Annotated in this window: 13 protein-coding genes; all 13 read right to left on the bottom strand. The window is 64.2% G+C overall.

Going from position 1 to position 16,655, the window contains the following annotated elements; all coding sequences use genetic code 11:
• Positions 1-22: 22 nt before the first annotated feature.
• The 13 genes from gpJ to GL300_RS18450 all read right to left on the bottom strand — a co-directional run bounded on the left by gpJ (position 23) and on the right by GL300_RS18450 (position 16,652).
• A complete protein-coding gene (gene gpJ, locus GL300_RS18510) occupies positions 23-5,191 on the bottom strand; it encodes a TipJ family phage tail tip protein (protein ID WP_155041151.1) in 5,169 nt (1,722 codons plus the stop codon).
• Complete coding sequence (locus GL300_RS18505) at positions 5,191-5,877, bottom strand: tail assembly protein (protein ID WP_155041150.1); 687 nt, start codon at positions 5,875-5,877, stop codon at positions 5,191-5,193. The genes gpJ and GL300_RS18505 overlap by 1 nt, the downstream gene beginning before the upstream one ends.
• Positions 5,870-6,676 (bottom strand): C40 family peptidase, encoded by an 807-nt coding sequence (locus GL300_RS18500; protein WP_170297718.1) that lies wholly within the window; start codon positions 6,674-6,676, stop codon positions 5,870-5,872. The genes GL300_RS18505 and GL300_RS18500 overlap by 8 nt, the downstream gene beginning before the upstream one ends.
• Positions 6,673-7,383, bottom strand: a complete 711-nt coding sequence (locus tag GL300_RS18495) for a phage minor tail protein L (RefSeq protein ID WP_155041148.1) — start codon at positions 7,381-7,383, stop codon at positions 6,673-6,675. The genes GL300_RS18500 and GL300_RS18495 overlap by 4 nt, the downstream gene beginning before the upstream one ends.
• A gap of 39 nt (positions 7,384-7,422) precedes the next feature.
• Entirely contained in the window at positions 7,423-7,773 is a 351-nt protein-coding gene (locus GL300_RS18490; RefSeq protein WP_155041147.1) for a phage tail protein, read from the bottom strand.
• Positions 7,774-7,776: 3 nt separating this feature from the next.
• Complete coding sequence (locus tag GL300_RS18485; RefSeq protein ID WP_155041146.1) at positions 7,777-12,963, bottom strand: tape measure protein; 5,187 nt, start codon at positions 12,961-12,963, stop codon at positions 7,777-7,779.
• A 13-nt stretch (positions 12,964-12,976) separates the two neighbouring features.
• Complete coding sequence (locus GL300_RS18480; protein ID WP_155041145.1) at positions 12,977-13,312, bottom strand: hypothetical protein; 336 nt, start codon at positions 13,310-13,312, stop codon at positions 12,977-12,979.
• A gap of 23 nt (positions 13,313-13,335) precedes the next feature.
• A complete protein-coding gene (locus GL300_RS18475; protein ID WP_155041144.1) occupies positions 13,336-13,659 on the bottom strand; it encodes a hypothetical protein in 324 nt (107 codons plus the stop codon).
• A 75-nt stretch (positions 13,660-13,734) separates the two neighbouring features.
• Positions 13,735-14,565: a hypothetical protein gene (locus GL300_RS18470; protein WP_155041143.1), complete on the bottom strand. Its 831-nt coding sequence runs from the start codon at positions 14,563-14,565 to the stop codon at positions 13,735-13,737.
• A 110-nt stretch (positions 14,566-14,675) separates the two neighbouring features.
• Complete coding sequence (locus GL300_RS18465) at positions 14,676-15,053, bottom strand: phage tail terminator protein (protein ID WP_155041142.1); 378 nt, start codon at positions 15,051-15,053, stop codon at positions 14,676-14,678.
• Positions 15,050-15,568 (bottom strand): hypothetical protein, encoded by a 519-nt coding sequence (locus GL300_RS18460; RefSeq protein WP_155041141.1) that lies wholly within the window; start codon positions 15,566-15,568, stop codon positions 15,050-15,052. Before GL300_RS18460 ends, GL300_RS18465 begins: the two co-directional genes overlap by 4 nt.
• Positions 15,565-15,882, bottom strand: a complete 318-nt coding sequence (locus tag GL300_RS18455) for a hypothetical protein (RefSeq protein ID WP_155041140.1) — start codon at positions 15,880-15,882, stop codon at positions 15,565-15,567. Before GL300_RS18455 ends, GL300_RS18460 begins: the two co-directional genes overlap by 4 nt.
• Positions 15,882-16,652: a hypothetical protein gene (locus GL300_RS18450; RefSeq protein ID WP_155041139.1), complete on the bottom strand. Its 771-nt coding sequence runs from the start codon at positions 16,650-16,652 to the stop codon at positions 15,882-15,884. The genes GL300_RS18455 and GL300_RS18450 overlap by 1 nt, the downstream gene beginning before the upstream one ends.
• Between the last annotated feature and the right edge of the window lie 3 nt (positions 16,653-16,655).

The following is a 16,655-nucleotide window of genomic DNA, read 5'->3' as shown; positions in this document are numbered from 1 at the left end:
TAGCGGATACAGTAAGCGCTTACTAGAGGGTGCCCGCCGGATAGGCGACGATGGAGAGAAAATCGCCATTACCCGGCCACCAGCTCGTTCCGACCACGACCCCTTTTTGGATCACCGGATTGCTTGTTCGATAGGTGATCCTGACATCGACGGTGCCAATGGCCGCCGCAGGCCGGATCGTCTCGGTCGATGTGATGCGCAGAGAGCGCACACCGTTCTCGACGAAGTAGCGCGGCGTGTTGGCCGGGATCGGGTAGCTAACCCCGTCGATCGTGACCGTGCTCGCGGCAGAGCGTGCAAAGGTGATCCCGACACCATGATGGACGTTCTTCGAGGGGTCGAAGATCCAGACAGGCGCGACAGCTCCGACGAGATATTCAGAGAGATCGGTCAGACGCCCGCCGTTCTGAACCCAGCCGTCGAGCCCATGTTGGAAGCGCGCGTTGCCCGAGGCGAGGATCGAGGTCTGCTTCGCAGCCGCGACGACCCCAGCCGTCTGAGTGATCTCGCTATAGCGCCCTTCGACATTGTTCTTCACGATCTGAGCGGCGTCACTATAGCCTTTTGCCGCCGCTGCATGGCCCTCTGCCGCGAGCTTTGCCGCCTCCGCAGCCGCCTTGTCAGCCGCCGCAGAGACGCCCTGAGCCTTAATGAAGAGGTCGAGGCTCTCCGAGATCTTATCCGGCGTCACCGCTCCATTCGCCAGCTCCTCGGCGGTAAGCGTGCCCTTTGCCATCTCTTGGGCCGTCAAGGTTCCCTTTGCCATCTCTGCGGCGGTGAGGGTGCCCTTTTTGATCTCATCCGCGGTGAGGGTGCCCTTCGCCATCTCCTCGGCGGTGAGCGTCCCTTTCGCCATCTCCTCAGCGGTGAAGGTTCCTTTGGCAACTTGATCCGCGGTGAGCGTCTCGTCCGCGATCTCATTCGCCGTCAGCGTCTTGTCGGCGATCTTGTCGGCAGTGAGCATTCCATCGGTGAGCTGACCGGCGGCGATCTGGCCGTTCACATCCTCGAAGGTGATGCCCGAGAAGTCGGCAGCCGAGGTATAGGCGGTGCCGTTCCAGGTGTAGAGCTTGCCATTCCACTCGAGCGTCTTGCCGATATTCGTCGTCGGCAGCGTCGGTCCGACATAAGGCTTGATGAAGCCCAGATCGGCCGCCCAGGTAGCGTTGGAGATCGCATCGGCGATCATGCCATCCACGGTGGTCGTGGTCACATCGACGCGCGTGGACCAGGCGCCCTTGTTCTCGGAGGTGTCGACGGCGCGCACCCAGAAGCGGTAGAGCGTCTTGTCGGCCAGCCCGCCGATGATCAACGAAGTGGAGCCCGACCGATAGGTGGGCGTGGTGTTTACCGTCGGCGCGGTGGTTGAGGTGGACTGGTAGATCTCGTATCGGGCGAGATCGGTCGCCGTCGAGGCGGTCCATTTAAGGACTGCCATCTTGATGCCGGGCGTGCCATTGACGCCCACGGTCTGACCGGGAGCTGCGGTGTCCTTGATCGCCGTGTGCGGGGTCGCATCCGACCAGTCCGACTTGTCACCCATCCGGGTTGCCGCGCGCACCCGGACACTGACCGGCGCCCCCGGCAGCACGGTGAACTTGAAGGCCGTGCCGACGACAGGCTGCGTGACCGGGTTCGCGCCCGCCGTTACCTCGATGTCGTAGAGGTCGGCACCTTCCACCGCGGTCCAGCTCACACTAACCTCCGCGCCGAGCGCGGTCAGGGTCGATGCGAGGGTCGGGGCGGCAGGCTTCGGCAGGGTGATGACCGAGAGCGAGGTGGTGACGGCGGTTTTCACCTCCGTCCAGGGCGACGGGTTGCCGCCGAGATCGACCGCACGCACCGCGAAGTAGCGGCGCTCGCCCGTGGCGTAGCCAGAGATCGTGAAGAGGTTCGAGAGTGCCTGGTGGGTCGCAGGCGTGGCATCGGTCAGTGTGGCGCTGGCGGTGCCCTCCCAGACCTCGTAGCGGGCAAGATCGGCCTCGGTGTTCTGATCCCATTTCAGGACGAACGCGCCCCAGCCGGGCTGGATGGCGAAGTTGGCAGGCGTCGCGGGCGGCGTATTGTCCACAGGGGCGACATAATCGAACGCTCGCGACCAATTCGACCAGTTGAAGGTGTGATCCATCGCCCGGACGCGCGTGCTGACCGCCGTGCCTTGCGCCAGCGTGAAGGTTGCCGTCGGATCTTCGGTTTCGAGAAGGTGAGCAAAGCCGTCGAGGAAAAGCTCGAACTGGAACTGCCGGAAGTCATCGGCGCGCGAGGGGTTCCAGGTCGCGGTCACATCGACCAGGAGCGTCTCGGGGTTGATCACACCGCTCATCGTCAGGCCGGTCGGCACCTCGGGCGGGTCATCATCGACGCCATCGAAGCCGGACCTGACCAGGACCGGGGTAGCATAGTTCAGCGCATCCCGACCGAAGGCGTCGTAGCCCACGACCGAGATCCAGTAATTGGTCAGCGACACCGCCTTGTAGCGGGTCGAGTTGCCACTGACGATCTTCGTCGGCTCCAGGCCGGCGACCGGCTCGCCGCCATTGCGCAGCACATAGACGAGGTAGCCCTCGATGTCGCGATCGGACTGAGCGGGCCAGGAGATGTCGAAATAGTTCTCATCCACCTCGATCGCGGGCGCGATGGCGGCCGGAGCGGGGTTGGTGAGCGAGATCGTGGCCGGAAGTGAGACACCGCCCGCCTTGCTGGTCAGCGTGACCTCGAAGCGCAGCGCGCGGCGCGGAGAGGAAAAGCCTTTGGCCGCCGAGTCGACCCGGTTCATCTCCAGCGAATAGGTGAAGCTGTTGCCGCGCAGGCTGCGCTCCCGCAGGAGTGTGGTGCCGGAATAGACCTTGACGGTGCTGCTGCCGTAGCGCGCTGGATCACTGTCGACGCGCGGCTTGGTCGGATCGCTGGAGACCGTCATCATGTTCTTCCAGCGGATGCGCGCATCCGGGCCGGTGAACTGCCCGCCGGCCGTGCCGGTGACGGCATTGACCAGATCCTCGATCACGCCGACGCCAAGATCCACGTCGCCATCGACCACATAGCTGACCGTTGCCGGGCCTGAAGCCCGGCCTGCCTGGTTGAGGGTGCGAACCTTGAAGGTGTGCTGGCCCGGCTCCGAGGTCGAATAGGTGATGGAGTTGCGATCGGTCGCGCCGACACGGACACCCGCGGCCTCCGGCGTGTCGACGGTGACGACGTATTCGCGAACCAGAGTGCTCTCGGGCGGGGTCCATTTCAGGTTGATGTCGCTGCGAACCGCCCCGCCATCGACATAGCTGCGCGCGGTAGCCGAGAGGCCCGTGACCTTGCCGACATTGCTCACATCGGGCCGCACCGGCAGCGGGTCGAAGACGATGCCCTGCTCGATGCGAGCGAACTTGTTGCGGTCGAACTCCAGCGCCGTGATCTGGTAGGTCTGACCCTCGTCGCGCTCGTCGATGGAGACGATGCGGTATTGGGGCGGCGCGACGTTCGTTGCCGAGAGGACGAAGGTGTCGCCCACGGTGATCGTATTGGCCGCCGCGCCGACGACCATCTGCTTGAAGTTGGCGTTCAGCGTCGCGGTGGCGTTGAAGATCGTCCCATCCTGGCGATGGATGTAGATCGTGGCGCCCGTGCGGTTGATCGTGTTGGTCAGCGCCCGGTCGAAGATGACGCTGGTGCCGGAGATCGAGGCGATACGGCCCGAGGCCTTCACTTCGGCCCGGCGCGGGTCGTTGATGGCGATGATCTCGCCCGGCAGCGCATGGATCGAGTCCATGCCGACCGTGAAGCTGACCGTCTCGACCTCGTTCTTCTCGGTGTCGAGTGCCCATTTGCCATAGCGGCGCGCAAGCGAGCGCGAGGAGCAGCCTGCCAGCTCCAGCGTCTTCTCGACCCAGCCGAACTTCTGCACCATCTCGTCGTCGATGACGACCTCGATCGCGGGCTCGAAGAAATTGTTGGCGTCGTTGAAGCGCACCATGATGACGGAGTGGCGGGCCTTGGCCGAGCTGTTGGAATACTCGAAGCGCCCGTCGACCACGTTGGCCGGCCCGTAGATATGAGCCACGTCCTGGGGCATGTCGGCGGTGACGAAGAACTGGCTCTTGGAATAAAAGCCCATGCCGCGCCAGACGGCGGTGATGGCCCGCAGCGCCTCGAGCGCCTGCTTCTTGTCGGTGATCGCGCCGTTGAAGGTATAGCGCGGCTCCATGACATCGCCGCCCTGAGCATTCTTGTAGCCCGACGGCACGAGCTGGTCGGAATATTGGGCGATGGTGTAGAGCTGCCACTTGTCGGCGATCGAGGCGGGCACGTCATTGCCCAGGCCGAAGCGGTTGTTGCGCACGAGATCGTAGAAGATCCATGCCGGGTTGTTCGTCCAGGCGGTCTTGAAGGCGCCATTCCAGACCCCTGAATAGACGCGGGTCTCGGGGTTGTAGTTCGTCGGCACAAGGATGCGACGACCCTTGATGTGGTAATGCCGCGTGGGCATCGAGCTGCCGACATGCTCGGCGCTCAGGCTCAGCGCTACGAGGGCGGTGTGCGGATAGGAGAACTTCGCCTCGGTGATGAGCGAATAGCCATCCCAGGTGATGCTCTCATAGATGTCATCATCCTCGCGATCATCGAAGCGCGCGGTGATCCGCAAATCCCAGGGGCCGTCGCCATAGTTCGTCAGGCGAATGTCCTGCTGAAACTGGACGGGGCTCGTATTCTTCTCACCATTGAGGTCGAAGGTGATGGCGCGGGTCCAGGCACCGCCGGCCGGGCGCACATCGACGCGCCAGCCGCCATCGGTGGTCCTGAGCGCGCCCTTGTCGTTCACGCGGTAGAGCTGGCCCTGCGACATATAGAGCCGGACCACATCGGTGTCGGTGTCGAGCACGGTGCGGATCTGATCGCCGAGCTTCTGGGCGATCTCGACCCCGACGTTCTGATAGGCTTCGGTGCCGGTGAAGCCCGCGACCGGCGCGTCATCGGGGTTGCCCAGGCGCTGCTGGTGATTGCTTTCCTCGAAATTCGAGATCGCGGTGCGGTTTAGATAGACCGAGTTTGCCCCATCGACGAGGCCGACGATCGGCCCCTCGGAGATGGCGTCGATGACGAGGGCGCGAGCCTTCGAGCTGAGGGTGTCGTCGGAGTTGTTCGCCCGAGACTTCTTGCCGCCGCCCTGCCCCTTGATGAGGTTCGTGTCCATCGGCATCAATCTCCGTTTCCGCTCTGGATGAAGCTGTTGTTGATCCTCGGCGCGGAGCCGCCCGAGGCGTTCACGTCATTCGCGTTCTGATAGGCATCGCCATTGACGCCATCCGTCGCGACGCGCACGCCGCCGGAGATCATCTGACCGCCGGTGACAACCTCGCCATAGACGATTGGCAGGATCGAGCCTTCGCGGGTGCTCGATTGCGGCCCCGACATGGTGAAGGATTCGGTCTTGTCACCCGAGTCCTGCTCAGGCGCGAGCAGCGAGGCCACGCCGGTCAGAATGAGCGATGTGGCGACCGAGCCCACGACCGAGCCGACCGTGGTGCTGCCCCAGAGCGTTGCCCCCATGACCGCGCCCATGCCGGGGATCATCGAGAGGCCGATCAGAGCCACACCTGCGATGATCTTGCCGATGCCGCCATTCTTGCGGCCCTTGGCGACCGGCACGATATGGAGCGGCTTCTGGCCGAGACTGAAGGCCGAGATTTCTTCCTCGCCCAGGTCCATGCCGGTGCGGGACGACTTGCCCAGCACGACGCGGTAGAAACCGCTGCGGATCGCATTGGCAAAGGTCGGGAAGTTGGCGCAGAGCGCGCGCACCGCCTCTGCTGCCGTCTCGACTTCGAGCTGGAGCTTGGAACCGAATTGGCGCCCGAGGGCGCCGTGAAGATGAATGTCACGCAAGGGGTGCTCCTTCGAGCCTGATCCATTTCTCGGCGCTATGCGCCCAGATGCCCGCAGCTTCTCGCCGCGACAGTCGGCGCGGCAGGTGGTGCAGAATGAGATTGTTGCCGACCAACATCCCGCCGTGGTTCAGGCGCGGCGAGTTGATCGAGCAGAGGAACACATCGCCGGGGCGCACGTCATCGCGCGAGACCTCACGGAAGCCGAGCTGGGCGGGCTTCTCCTCGTAGAAATTGTCGTCGCCCTTCCACCACTCGTCATTGCGCGGGTAGATCGGCAGCTCGACCGGAGCATAGGGCCAGCCCTCGACGCCATGCGCGGCCATGCCGTCGCGGCCAAGGGCGAAGGCATCGCGGATCAGCGAGTAGCAGTCATGGACGCCATGCGTGAAGACCCGGCCAATGACCGGCGCCATCGGCGTGTCGCCGCCCCAGATGACCGGCTGACCGATCCGGCTGTCATCGAGCGGAATGATTGCCCAAGGCAGGCCGCTGGCCTCCTGACCCTGCATATCGGCCTGCGAGGGATAGGCGGGGCCGTTGGGGTGCGAATGCACCACCATCTGGATCTTGTTCTCGAAGGGCAGCCAGATGTCGTTGGAGATCTCGAAGCTGCAAAGGACGCAGCCGCAATCGGGCTTGTCCTCATGCTCCTCAGCAGGCCGCGCGACATTGGCGCAGGGCATATAGCTGTTCTCGATGATGAAGCCGCAGCTCTCGGCCGGGAAGGTGGCGCGAGCGTGCTCCGCCGCGGCCTCCAGCGCATCGGTGAACGGCAGGAGCCAGTCGGCATAGGTCATTGCAGACCCCTCACGATGCCAGGGAAGCCGCCGAAGGGCAGAACGGCCTTCTGACCGAAGCGCTTGCGGCAGCATTCAAGATTGCGGGCGGGTCTGTCCTTGGCCGGATCGGCGGTGGCAACATTGTTCTCGTCGAAATAGTTTGAGCCCGCGTAGGGGCATTGCGCCTTGGAATAGTCGAAATTGCCGCTTGCGGGCCTGTAGGTCCGGTAGCGCCACAGGCAGGTGTCGCGGATCACGGTGCGGCCGATATAGACGCCCTGCTTGTCGATCAGCGCCGACAGCTCCCACTGGATCTGTTCGGGCGTGTCGGAGGATTTTCGGTCGATGATGAAGACATCGGGGCCATAGAAGGCCGAGCCATCCGGGTCGGTGCCGCCATCGAGGAAGCGCGCGAAGGTGCGCCAGCGCGTGAGCCTGGCTCCTTCGAGGTCGCCCCAGGTGTTGACGATCTGCTGGATCAGCCCATCGGTATTGGCGATGCTCAAGGTTGGCGTCTGGAGCGCGCCCTGCCCCGAGACGGTCATGCCGCTGATCTGGATCGGCACAGAGGTAAAGGTGGTGCCGCCAAATGAGATGGCGGCACCGGCCCTCGTTTCCGTCGTGAAGTTATGCGTCAGACCGCCGATCTCCGTCGCGTCAAGCTGGAACAGCGACACGAGAGCGGAAGGATCTAGTTTGGTGGCTTCTGAATGGATCGAGGGCATGCCCTCGAAAATACAGTAAGCGCTTAGTATATGGAAGGCTTATGTTGCCGTGGTGAAGTTTTCCCTGAAGGTCGCCTGGATCTTCGACGGGTGGCCGTCGGTCAGAGCCCAGCTCTCGCAGGTCCATTTGCGCGGAGTGCTCTCACCGTTCAGGGTGTAGTAGAACGGGATGTAGCCGCCCTGCCCGATCAGGAAGGTCTCGATCTGGCGCGCCTCGGCGAGCGACATGGTTTCCCATTTCAGCGTCACCACCTGCCGGATATGGTTCAGGCCTGCGGGGCTGTTCTGGGTATAGCCGTCACCGAACTGCGCCTTGCGCAGCGTCACCTCGGGGGCGATGCCGGTGCCCATTGAAGGGCGAACCGGCGGGTTGAAGGTGTTCAGGGGCATCTCTTATCTCCGCATCATGCCGCCCGGCCGCATCTGCCGGACCATTTCGTCTTGAACCAGCGCGCGCATCGAGCGCTCGGTCTCGACCCCGATCTTGCGGGCGAGGTCGTCATTCTGCGCGGGCGTGCCGCCCGAGGCGTTCACATGGATCGTCGGCGCGATGCTGACCGAGCTGCTGTTGATCTGGCCGCCCATGCGTTCCATCTGCTTCTTGGTGAAGACACCTTCGCCCTTCTGAGCGATGATCGGCACCTCGTCGGGACGCAGGCCGGAGCGGAAATGCCCCTTGCCGATGATGCCGCCGGTGTGGAAGCGCGGCGCGCCGATGAAGTTCGCCACGGAGGCCATCGTCCGACCGCCGCCGCCTTGCCCGATGATGGCGCCGGTATGAGCCGTGCCGATGCCGCCTTTAGTGAAGAGACCCGCGATCGACTTGAAGAGCCCGCCCATCATGCCGCTCATCCCGCTCTTGAGCGAGGCGAAGAGGCCGTCGAAGATGCCCGCGCCGGAGCCGGTGGTTTCCGCACCCGAGACCTTGATCAGCTTCTGGATCGAGCCGGAGATCATGCCCATGAGGCCGCCCTTGCCGTCATCGCCTTCGATGAGCGACAGGAAGGGCTTCAGGAGCGTCGTCGCTGCCTTGTCGGTCAGGACGCGCGCCATGCTCTCGCGCAGCGCCTCGCCGACGCTATCCCAGTCGCCATCGTAGAGCGCCTCGGAGAGCTTGCTCGGGATCTGCGAAGCAAAGCTCTTCAGGTTCTCGTCGACATTGCCCATCGAGCGCATCTGCTCGGCAAGGCCCGTCGCGCTCTCGCGCTTGTATTGGGCGATGATCGCGGCCTTCTCAGCCTCGATCTGACGGGTCGCCGTCACCTCGTCCGCGCCAAGGGCGATCATCTGCGCCAGCCGGGCATCCGCGCTGGCGAGATCCATCTCCTTTTGCTTCTCGCGGCGCTGCTCGTCGCTCATCACCGCCATCTGGAGCTGCTCGGTCTCGCGCTTGGAGGCGAGGATCATTTCCGAACCCTCGAAGGACGAAAGATCGGCGCGCGCCTTCTTCATCCGGTCCATCGCCGCGACATATTCCTTGCTGCCCTTGCCGTAGCGGGTCTCGACCGCCTTGAGATAGTCGGTCTCCTGCTTGGCGAGCTTCTCCATGTCTTTCGACGTGGCGCGATAGTTCGGGTCTTTTATCTGGCCTTCCAGATCGACCCGCCGCTGCGCCAGCTCGACCTGCTGCTCCTCGAGCTTCTCCTGCTCGCGCAGGATGTCGGCATCGGCCTTGCGGTTCTCCTTGGTGCTCTTGAGGAGCGCATCCGCGTCGCGCGCCATCTTGATGTGCTCGGCGTAGATCTTGGAGTTCGGATCGCGATCGCGCGGATCGAGCCCGCCGGTGGTGATCAGATCCACCAGATCCTTGACGTTGCGGCCGACGGACTCGTCTTCTTCGGACGCAGCCGCCGCCTCGCGCTGGCCGCGCAGATCGGTCATCTTGGCGTCGAGCTTCTGACGGGTCTGGCGATCCACCAGCTCGGGCGCGAGCGCGTCACCGTCGCGGATGGTCGCATCGGTGTCGTTCTTGACCGAGGTGGCGCCCTGCATCAGCTCGCGCTGCTTCTCAGGCGAGAGGCCATTGAAGATCGGGTTGCCGGCCAGTCCCGACCCCGGCAGCGGGCCGGGAGAGTTGGCGAGGTTGATCGGCGCGAGGACGCGGTTCGCCAATCCGACATTGCCGGTCTTGTCGAGACCGACCCAGACCTTGCCGAGATCGGTGCCCGCCTTCATGGCGCGCTTGGCGATCCAGAGCGCGATCGCGTCCTGGGTCTTCTCGTCGAACATATCGTCGCCCGACAGGCCGAGCGCCTTCATGGCGTCGATCAGGGTGGTGCGGGTGATCTGGTAGCGACCGAGCGCCGAGGAGCCCTTCGACTTGCCATCGCCATACATGGCGGTGTTCTCGGGGTTGGCGAGCATCTGGCCTTGCAGGCCGAGGATCTGATCGAGGCTCATCGCCGTCAGCTTGCGCGGGCCGCCGGTCCATTTGCCGTAATCGAGCGTGGTGTTGTAGCCCTCCGAGCGCGCATGGCCCTCGGTGCCTTCCGAACGGGCCACGAGATCGAGGAAGCCCTTGGCGCCGCCCGGCATGACCCAGTTGGCAAGCTGGCCCGGCACACCGCCGATGCTCTGCATGATGCCGCCGACCCAGCTACCCGGATTGGTCTCGCTCATGGCCGTGCCAATGCCGCGAACCGCGTTGACCACACCCTGCAGAGCGGTCTCGACGGCCTGGATCTGCTTCACGCTGTCATCGCCGAAGGCGCGCTTCTGGAGCGCGTCGCGCACGTCATTGAAAGCGGAGATGGTCGAGTTGGTGCCCTCGACGACCTTGCGGAGCGAGCGCAGCACGATCTCCTCGGCGCTCTCGGCGATCGCCGTCGGGTCGTTGTCGCGGCGCCATTTCTGGAACTCCCAGTCGAAGAGCGGCGAGTTCTCATCGAGACCGCCCTCCTGAATGGCGCGGAGCTTCATCACCTCCTCGCGCATGTTGCTGACCGATCGGGTGAGGTCGCCGCCATAGCTCTGCTTGCGGTCCATCATATCCTGGAGCGCTTCGGCGGCGACGGTCGCCTCGACCAGCTCGTAGCGGAGCGTCTCGGCCTCTTTGGTGCCGTCCTGCAGGTTGCCGAAATCGCCGCGCTTGATCTGGTAGAGCAGCTTTGCCACGGCGCCGGATGCACCATTCAGCTCGGCACCCAGCTCCTTCACCTTTTCATTGCCCGTCTCGACGAAGCGCACGAGACGCTCCATCTTCTTCGTCTCGTCTTCGGGCTGCGCGATCAGGGTGACGCCGTATTTGCGGCTGTCGAGCTTGAGGAGCTGATCGTTGATCTCGGCCAGATCCTCTTTCAGGCCCGCCACGACGCCCGCGGAGATCTTGCCGGCATTCGGATCGGTCGGGCTGGCCGCCTCGTCATCCTTGCGGCGCTTCTCATTGTCCTTGATCTGCTGCTCGGTGATGACCTTGCGGGCCTCGAGCAGACCCTTGTCGAGCTTTTTCAGCTCCTCATTGTGCTTCTCGCGCGCCTTCCGGCCGGTGCCGCCGCGAGCGATCTCATCCTGAAGATCCTGCTCGAAGCGCGCATCTTCGGCATCGGCCGCCTCCATGCGGTCCTTGCGCTGCTGCTCGGTGCCCTTGGTGATGGCGAGGCGCGCGGATTCCGTTTCGCGCTCGATGGCGTCCCTGCGGAATTGCTCCTCTTCGAGGGCCTGCTTCTTGAGCAGCTCCATCTTCTCTTCATGCGAGCGGGCGAGCGCGCCATTCTGGGTCGCGGTAGCCTCATCCAGCTCCCGGCGGTATTGCTCGACATCCTCGAGCCCGCCCGCGATGTAACCGGCGATGCGGTTCGACTTGCTCTTGCGCTTGGCATCGCTCAGATCCGGGTCGGCCTGGACCTTTGCCAGCTCCCTCTGCTGATGCTGAACGAAGCGCTTGGCATTCTCGAAGTTCTCGCGGGCCGCATCGACCCGGCTCTTGTTGATCTTTTCCTCTTCGCTCTGGGCCTTTTCGAGATCCGCGATCTGCTTGCGCGACTGATCGGCACGCTCGGCCTGCACGGCGCGCAGGGTCTGCACGATCTCGTTCTTGGCTTCCTTGCCGCCCCTGAACCAGTCCCAGATGCCTTTGCCGACCGAGACCACCAGCGGCAGGATCAGCGAGACGCCGAGCGCGATCGGGCCAAGCACAGCCAGCACGCCGCGCAGCAAGCCGAAGAGGCCCTTGGCGACGCCCATCGCCGCATTGGTGCGAGTGGCGAGGACCATCGGGCCGTTATAGTTCTGGGTGCGAGCATAGACACTGTTGCGTTCCGACATGGCCGCGTCGCGCCGCGAACGCAGGTCAGCCAGCTCGCTTGCCGATGCGGCGCGGTTCTGGGCAGCGCGCAGGGCCGCCGAGGCAGCTTCCGCCCGGTCGAAGGCCATCTGCCGCGCCATGTCGGCCTGCTGCATCACATTGGCCCTATGCAGCCCGCGATAGGCCGCCGTGGTGGCCTGGATCGAAGCGCCCATGCTCAGGAAGGTGGTGCGCAGGCCCGCGCCCATTGCCGCGATCTTCGACATGCCGCCGAGGACCAGCGGAGCGCCGAAGGCGATCAGGAGGCCAGCGCCGAGCTTCTCGACCCATTCGCGCGCCGCCAGAAGCTGGGTGGCGACCTCGCGCGAGAGCGACAGCACGCTCTGCATACCGCGACCCACCTTGTCGAAGAACTCCGCAGCCTGCGGGCTCTCAAGGATGGTCACGATGTCGCTCATCGTCTTCTTGACGCCCTCGAAGGCGACGCCCATCTCGCCGCCGGTCGCGCGCTGCACGAGCGCGGTGCGCATCCGGGCGACCTGGCCCGAGAAGGTGTCCATCATGCGGCTCGCCGAGCCGCCATAGGTCATGTCGGTCTCGCGGAAGAAGCCTGCCAGTGCGGTCTTGGCGTCGACGCGTCCGCTGGCGATCGCCTTGGTCAGCTCGCCCATACTGACGCCCATCGAGCGCGCCATCAGTTTCATGGCGGCCGGCATGGATTCGCCGAGCTGCTGGCGAAGCTCTTCCATCTGGATCACGCCCTTACCGGACATCTGCGAGATGCCGAGCGTGATGCGGTGGAGGCTTTCATCGCTGCCGCCGAAGGCGGCAACGCCATCGACCAGCGCCTGCATCGAGCCATTGATCGGATCGAGGCCCGCGACCTTCAGCTTGGTGAAGGTGTTGGTGAGCTGCTGGAAGGAGAAGGGTGCCTGCTTGGCGAAGTCCTGCAGGTCGCGGACCTGCCGGTTCACGTCATCGAGCGTGCTGCTCGCCGACATGCCTGCGAGCTGGAACTTCAGGCGCTCCATCTCGGCGTTGATCTTGACGAAGTTGCCCAGGAGGCCATTGCCCGCGCCAGAGATGGCGTGGAAGGCCATGCTGACGCCACCTGCGACGATGGTCAGGTCACGAAGCCGCCCCATGAGCGATTTCGTGTTGTCGTCCATCTTCTGGATCGACTGGAAGGCGCCGCGCCCGCTGTCGCGGAGCTGGCGATAGTGCGGATCGAGACGGGCCAGTTCGGTCTTGAATGACTTGAGGGACTGGCCGGCACGCAACATGCCGGAGGTAAAGCTGCCATCCTCAAGACCAAGTTCAATACGAATACCGGCCATCTATCTCATCTTTCTATCCGTGCCGCGCTTTCAGCGCGCGCAATGCGTGCCTGTCAAAATCCGGGTCCATCTCATTCACGTCGTCCATGTTCACGACGCCTGATCTGGTTTTGGAGACCACCTGGAAGGTCTCTGTCTTGCCGAGGCGCTCCAGCAGGGCGTCTACGGTTTCCTTGAGGCTTTCTTCGCCGTGGATGCAGCCCATGAGCCGGATCTGGGTCAGCCCCTCTTTGGCCTCGATCCGGCTCTGCTGCCGGATCAGGAAGGCGAATTGGCGGGAGGGAAGCGCCAGAACCATCGGCAGGGGCATGGAGTAGAACCGCACCATTTCGGCGATGTAGAACCCCATGTCCTGCTCGGTCAGTTCATGGGTTACGACTTTCCCTGCTCGTCGGTCTCCTGCTTGGCGATCTCGCCGTCGCGGGCGATGGCGAACACCTCGTTCAGCACGACGATCGGATAGCCTTCGACCATCTCGCGGGTCATGGTGGGGAAGCTGCGCATGACAATGCGGATGACGACATCGAGTTCGTCGGCCATCGAGGAGGCTTTACCCAGATCTTCGAGATCCTTGAGGGTGTGCAGCATGTCCTTGACGGTCGGCTCGATGCGCGGGTGGCTCACGTCGTCGATGACGACGACCAGCGCGTCATTGTCGAGCAGTTCGGAGGTGTTGATGGTCTTGACGTTCGCCATGTGAGGGTCTCCTGGCTTTCGGTTCATTGCAAAAAGGGAGGGGAAGACGCCCGGCTCTTACCGGGCGCCCTTGGATCAGTTGCCGATCTTGAAGAGGCGACCGTCGGCTTGGGCGTAGCCCTTGAAGGCGGCCGAATAGAGACGCTCGTTCTCGTTCGAGTAGCTGAAGTTCAGCGCGCCAGGGCAGGCGGCGGAGAAGATGGTGAAGTCGTCTTCGCCGAAGGTGCCCTTCGGGCGCAGGACCAGCGGCTTGCCCAGCGACAGCAGGTTCATCGAGATGGCGTTCGAGACCGTGACCGAGGCGGCGGTGGCGTCGGTGCCGCCCGCAAGCGCGGTGGTGGTGACGTTCGCCGGGGTCGCGACTGCCTTGTCGATCGGGCCGTTCCAGCCGGTGCCGGTGGTCTTGGCGGTCAGGGTGACGACACCCGCCGCGGCGACAGCAATGAAGCCGGTCTGAGCCGCGTTGATGGCGGCGGCGAAGTTGGCAGCGGTGGCGGCCAGACCCGCGGCGCCCGCGCCGGTGCCGATGGTGACTTCGCCCTCGTTCGTGGCCTTGGTGCGGAAGGTGAAGGGAATGCCGTTGACGGTGACGCTATCGCCATTGGCCGGAACGGCGGTGGCGAAGGTGACAGTGCCGGTCGCTTTCGCGCCGTTGGTCACGAGGGTCGCGCCCGGCATGACCTCGACGAGGTTCTCCAGGGTCGCTTCGGCCAGCGGAACGGTTGCGGTGACGGTGCGGCCCGTGATGCGCTCGCCGATCGGCGTGGTGCCCATCTGGTCGACGGTGATTTCATAGGTCTGGGTTTCGACGGCGACTTCGACGCCGCCCTTGGTGAAGCCGAGGCTCTTTCCGCCATAGATGACGGAGCAGACGCCGAGCTTCACGTTTTCCGTAGTGGATGCCATGCTCGTTACACTCCTTGAATGCCCGTCTCTTGGGCCATATAGTAAGCAGTTACTGTAATGCCACAGCGCCCTTTTTTATGCAATAGGCGCTTGACTATCTAGGCAGATGCCTAAGCGGCCTGACCCCAAATCACATCGAAATACTGGCCGTGCTCGATCTGCCCGCTCTCGGTGAAAGGGTTGCGCAGCGGCAAGGCCTGCGGCTGGCAGCGATCAAGATGAGCGCCCGGCAGCCGCTCGCGCACATTGACCGTCAGCAGCCTTTGCACCCGCGCCGCGAGCGCCATGCCGTCAGCGACGGTTTTGGCCCGCGTCAGCACCTGGATCTCGCCCCGGTATCGGCCGGGGATCTCAGGGTCGATCGGAATGGGGTGCGGCACGCGCAGAAGGACGCCTGCGGCGTCGGCGTTCATGTGGCCGAGAAAGAGGCTCTTGCCGGGCACGAAGCCCGCCTCGATCAGCTTGTCGGAAAGGATCTCAAGGATCATACGTCATCTCCTGGAACGTCGGGCGGCTCGCGATCGACGAAATTGCCCCGACCGTCGAACATCCGCTCGACCGCCGTGACCATATCGCGCTCCAACTGGTTGTTGTCGTCGCTGAAGGCGCGGGTGAGGAAGCGGCCTCCGGCCTTCATGCCGAGGCTGCGCTTGTATTTGGTGCCCTGGCCTGGGCGAAACTGGTCATAGAACTCGTGGATGATGAGGGCATATTGGTCGAGATCGACCATGCGCCCCATCACGGTGTCGGGCCGAAGGACCGTCTTGCCACCCATCACGATGTCGAGCTGCAGTCGCCCGCGAGCGCCATAGCTCTGCTCGATGCGGATGGAGTCCTCGAGGAAGCCGAAATCCTCGGGCGTGTATTCCTTGGCGCGCGCGAGGATGCGGCGCGCGGAGCGCCACATCGTCTTGCGGGCGGTGCGCGGCACCTTCTCGGCCGCGTTGCGGAACATCAACTCGATATGGCCCCAGTCACCGTGGACCTTCAGCGTCGGTGTCACGGGCGCAGCTCCAGACGCACATCGAAATGATCGAGGGCGCCGGAGATAGCGAAGCGCGGCTCCTTGCCCACCACCTCGTAGCGCAGGCCATCGAAGGTGAAGTGATCGCCGATGCGGATGGCGGTGTCGCGGGCGACAAGGATGCGGCCCCGCGCGGTCGAGACCAGCTCATCGGTCGCGTCGCCCGACTTCACGTCCTGGCCGAGGCGCACGACAGCGAAGCGGATGGCGAAAGGGTCAGCCGGGACGGCCTCGCCATAGATGTTGAGTTCCAGGGCGCTCGTGACATGGCCTGTCTGGTTCGGTCGGAACATCATGCCCTCCCGATGCGGATGGTGGTGTCGTGAAACTCCGACAGGACCGCCATCGTATAGGTCGAGACCCCATGCGTGCCGGAGCTGATCGAGGCGTCGGCCCGGAAGGTGATTGACGCTTCGCCAATGGTCTCAGACTGGATGCCGGCGGCGATCTTCGAGGCATAGGCGTTGCCGCGAAGGATCTCGCTTGCCTCGGTGAGCTGGGCGCGGCGGAGCGCGCGCTGCAGTCGCGATGGCAGGATGGTGAAGGCGTCGGGCGTGAAATCCTCCCAGATCCGAGCATCGAGGCTTTCCCAGCGCGGGCGCGCGCCGGTGGTTTCATAGGTGAGCCGAAGCTGGGTGATGCGGCGATAGGCCTCGATCAGCGCCGCCTTGAGCCGACCCTCATCTTCCTCCGCATTGAAATCCTCGAGCCCGACCATGCGCGCCGCCTCGACGACGGCGCGCGGCAGGGTCATAAAGCTGTTCTCCATCTCGCGCAGCGGTGCGTCCCGCTCGATGCCAAAGGGCAGATCGGTGCGAACGCCGCTGGCGAAGCTGATACGCAAGAAGCGCACGCCAACTTCGTCATCGCTGGGCAGGAAGACGTTGTGCTCGGCCGGGACCAGCACCTCGATCTTCTCCTGCCCATTGGCGCCCGTCACCGGGCCCAGATCGGCCAGCACGTCGCCGTGCTCGTCGCGCAGCGTCGCGGACCCGCCCGCGAGGTCGATGCCGGCGACATCAAGAGACAGCAGAATGGCCGCGCCCTCGGGGTAGATCCGCATCAG

Source organism: Paracoccus litorisediminis (assembly GCF_009711205.1).
Classification (GTDB): domain Bacteria; phylum Pseudomonadota; class Alphaproteobacteria; order Rhodobacterales; family Rhodobacteraceae; genus Paracoccus; species Paracoccus litorisediminis.
This window is presented reverse-complemented; position numbering and strand designations above follow the sequence as displayed.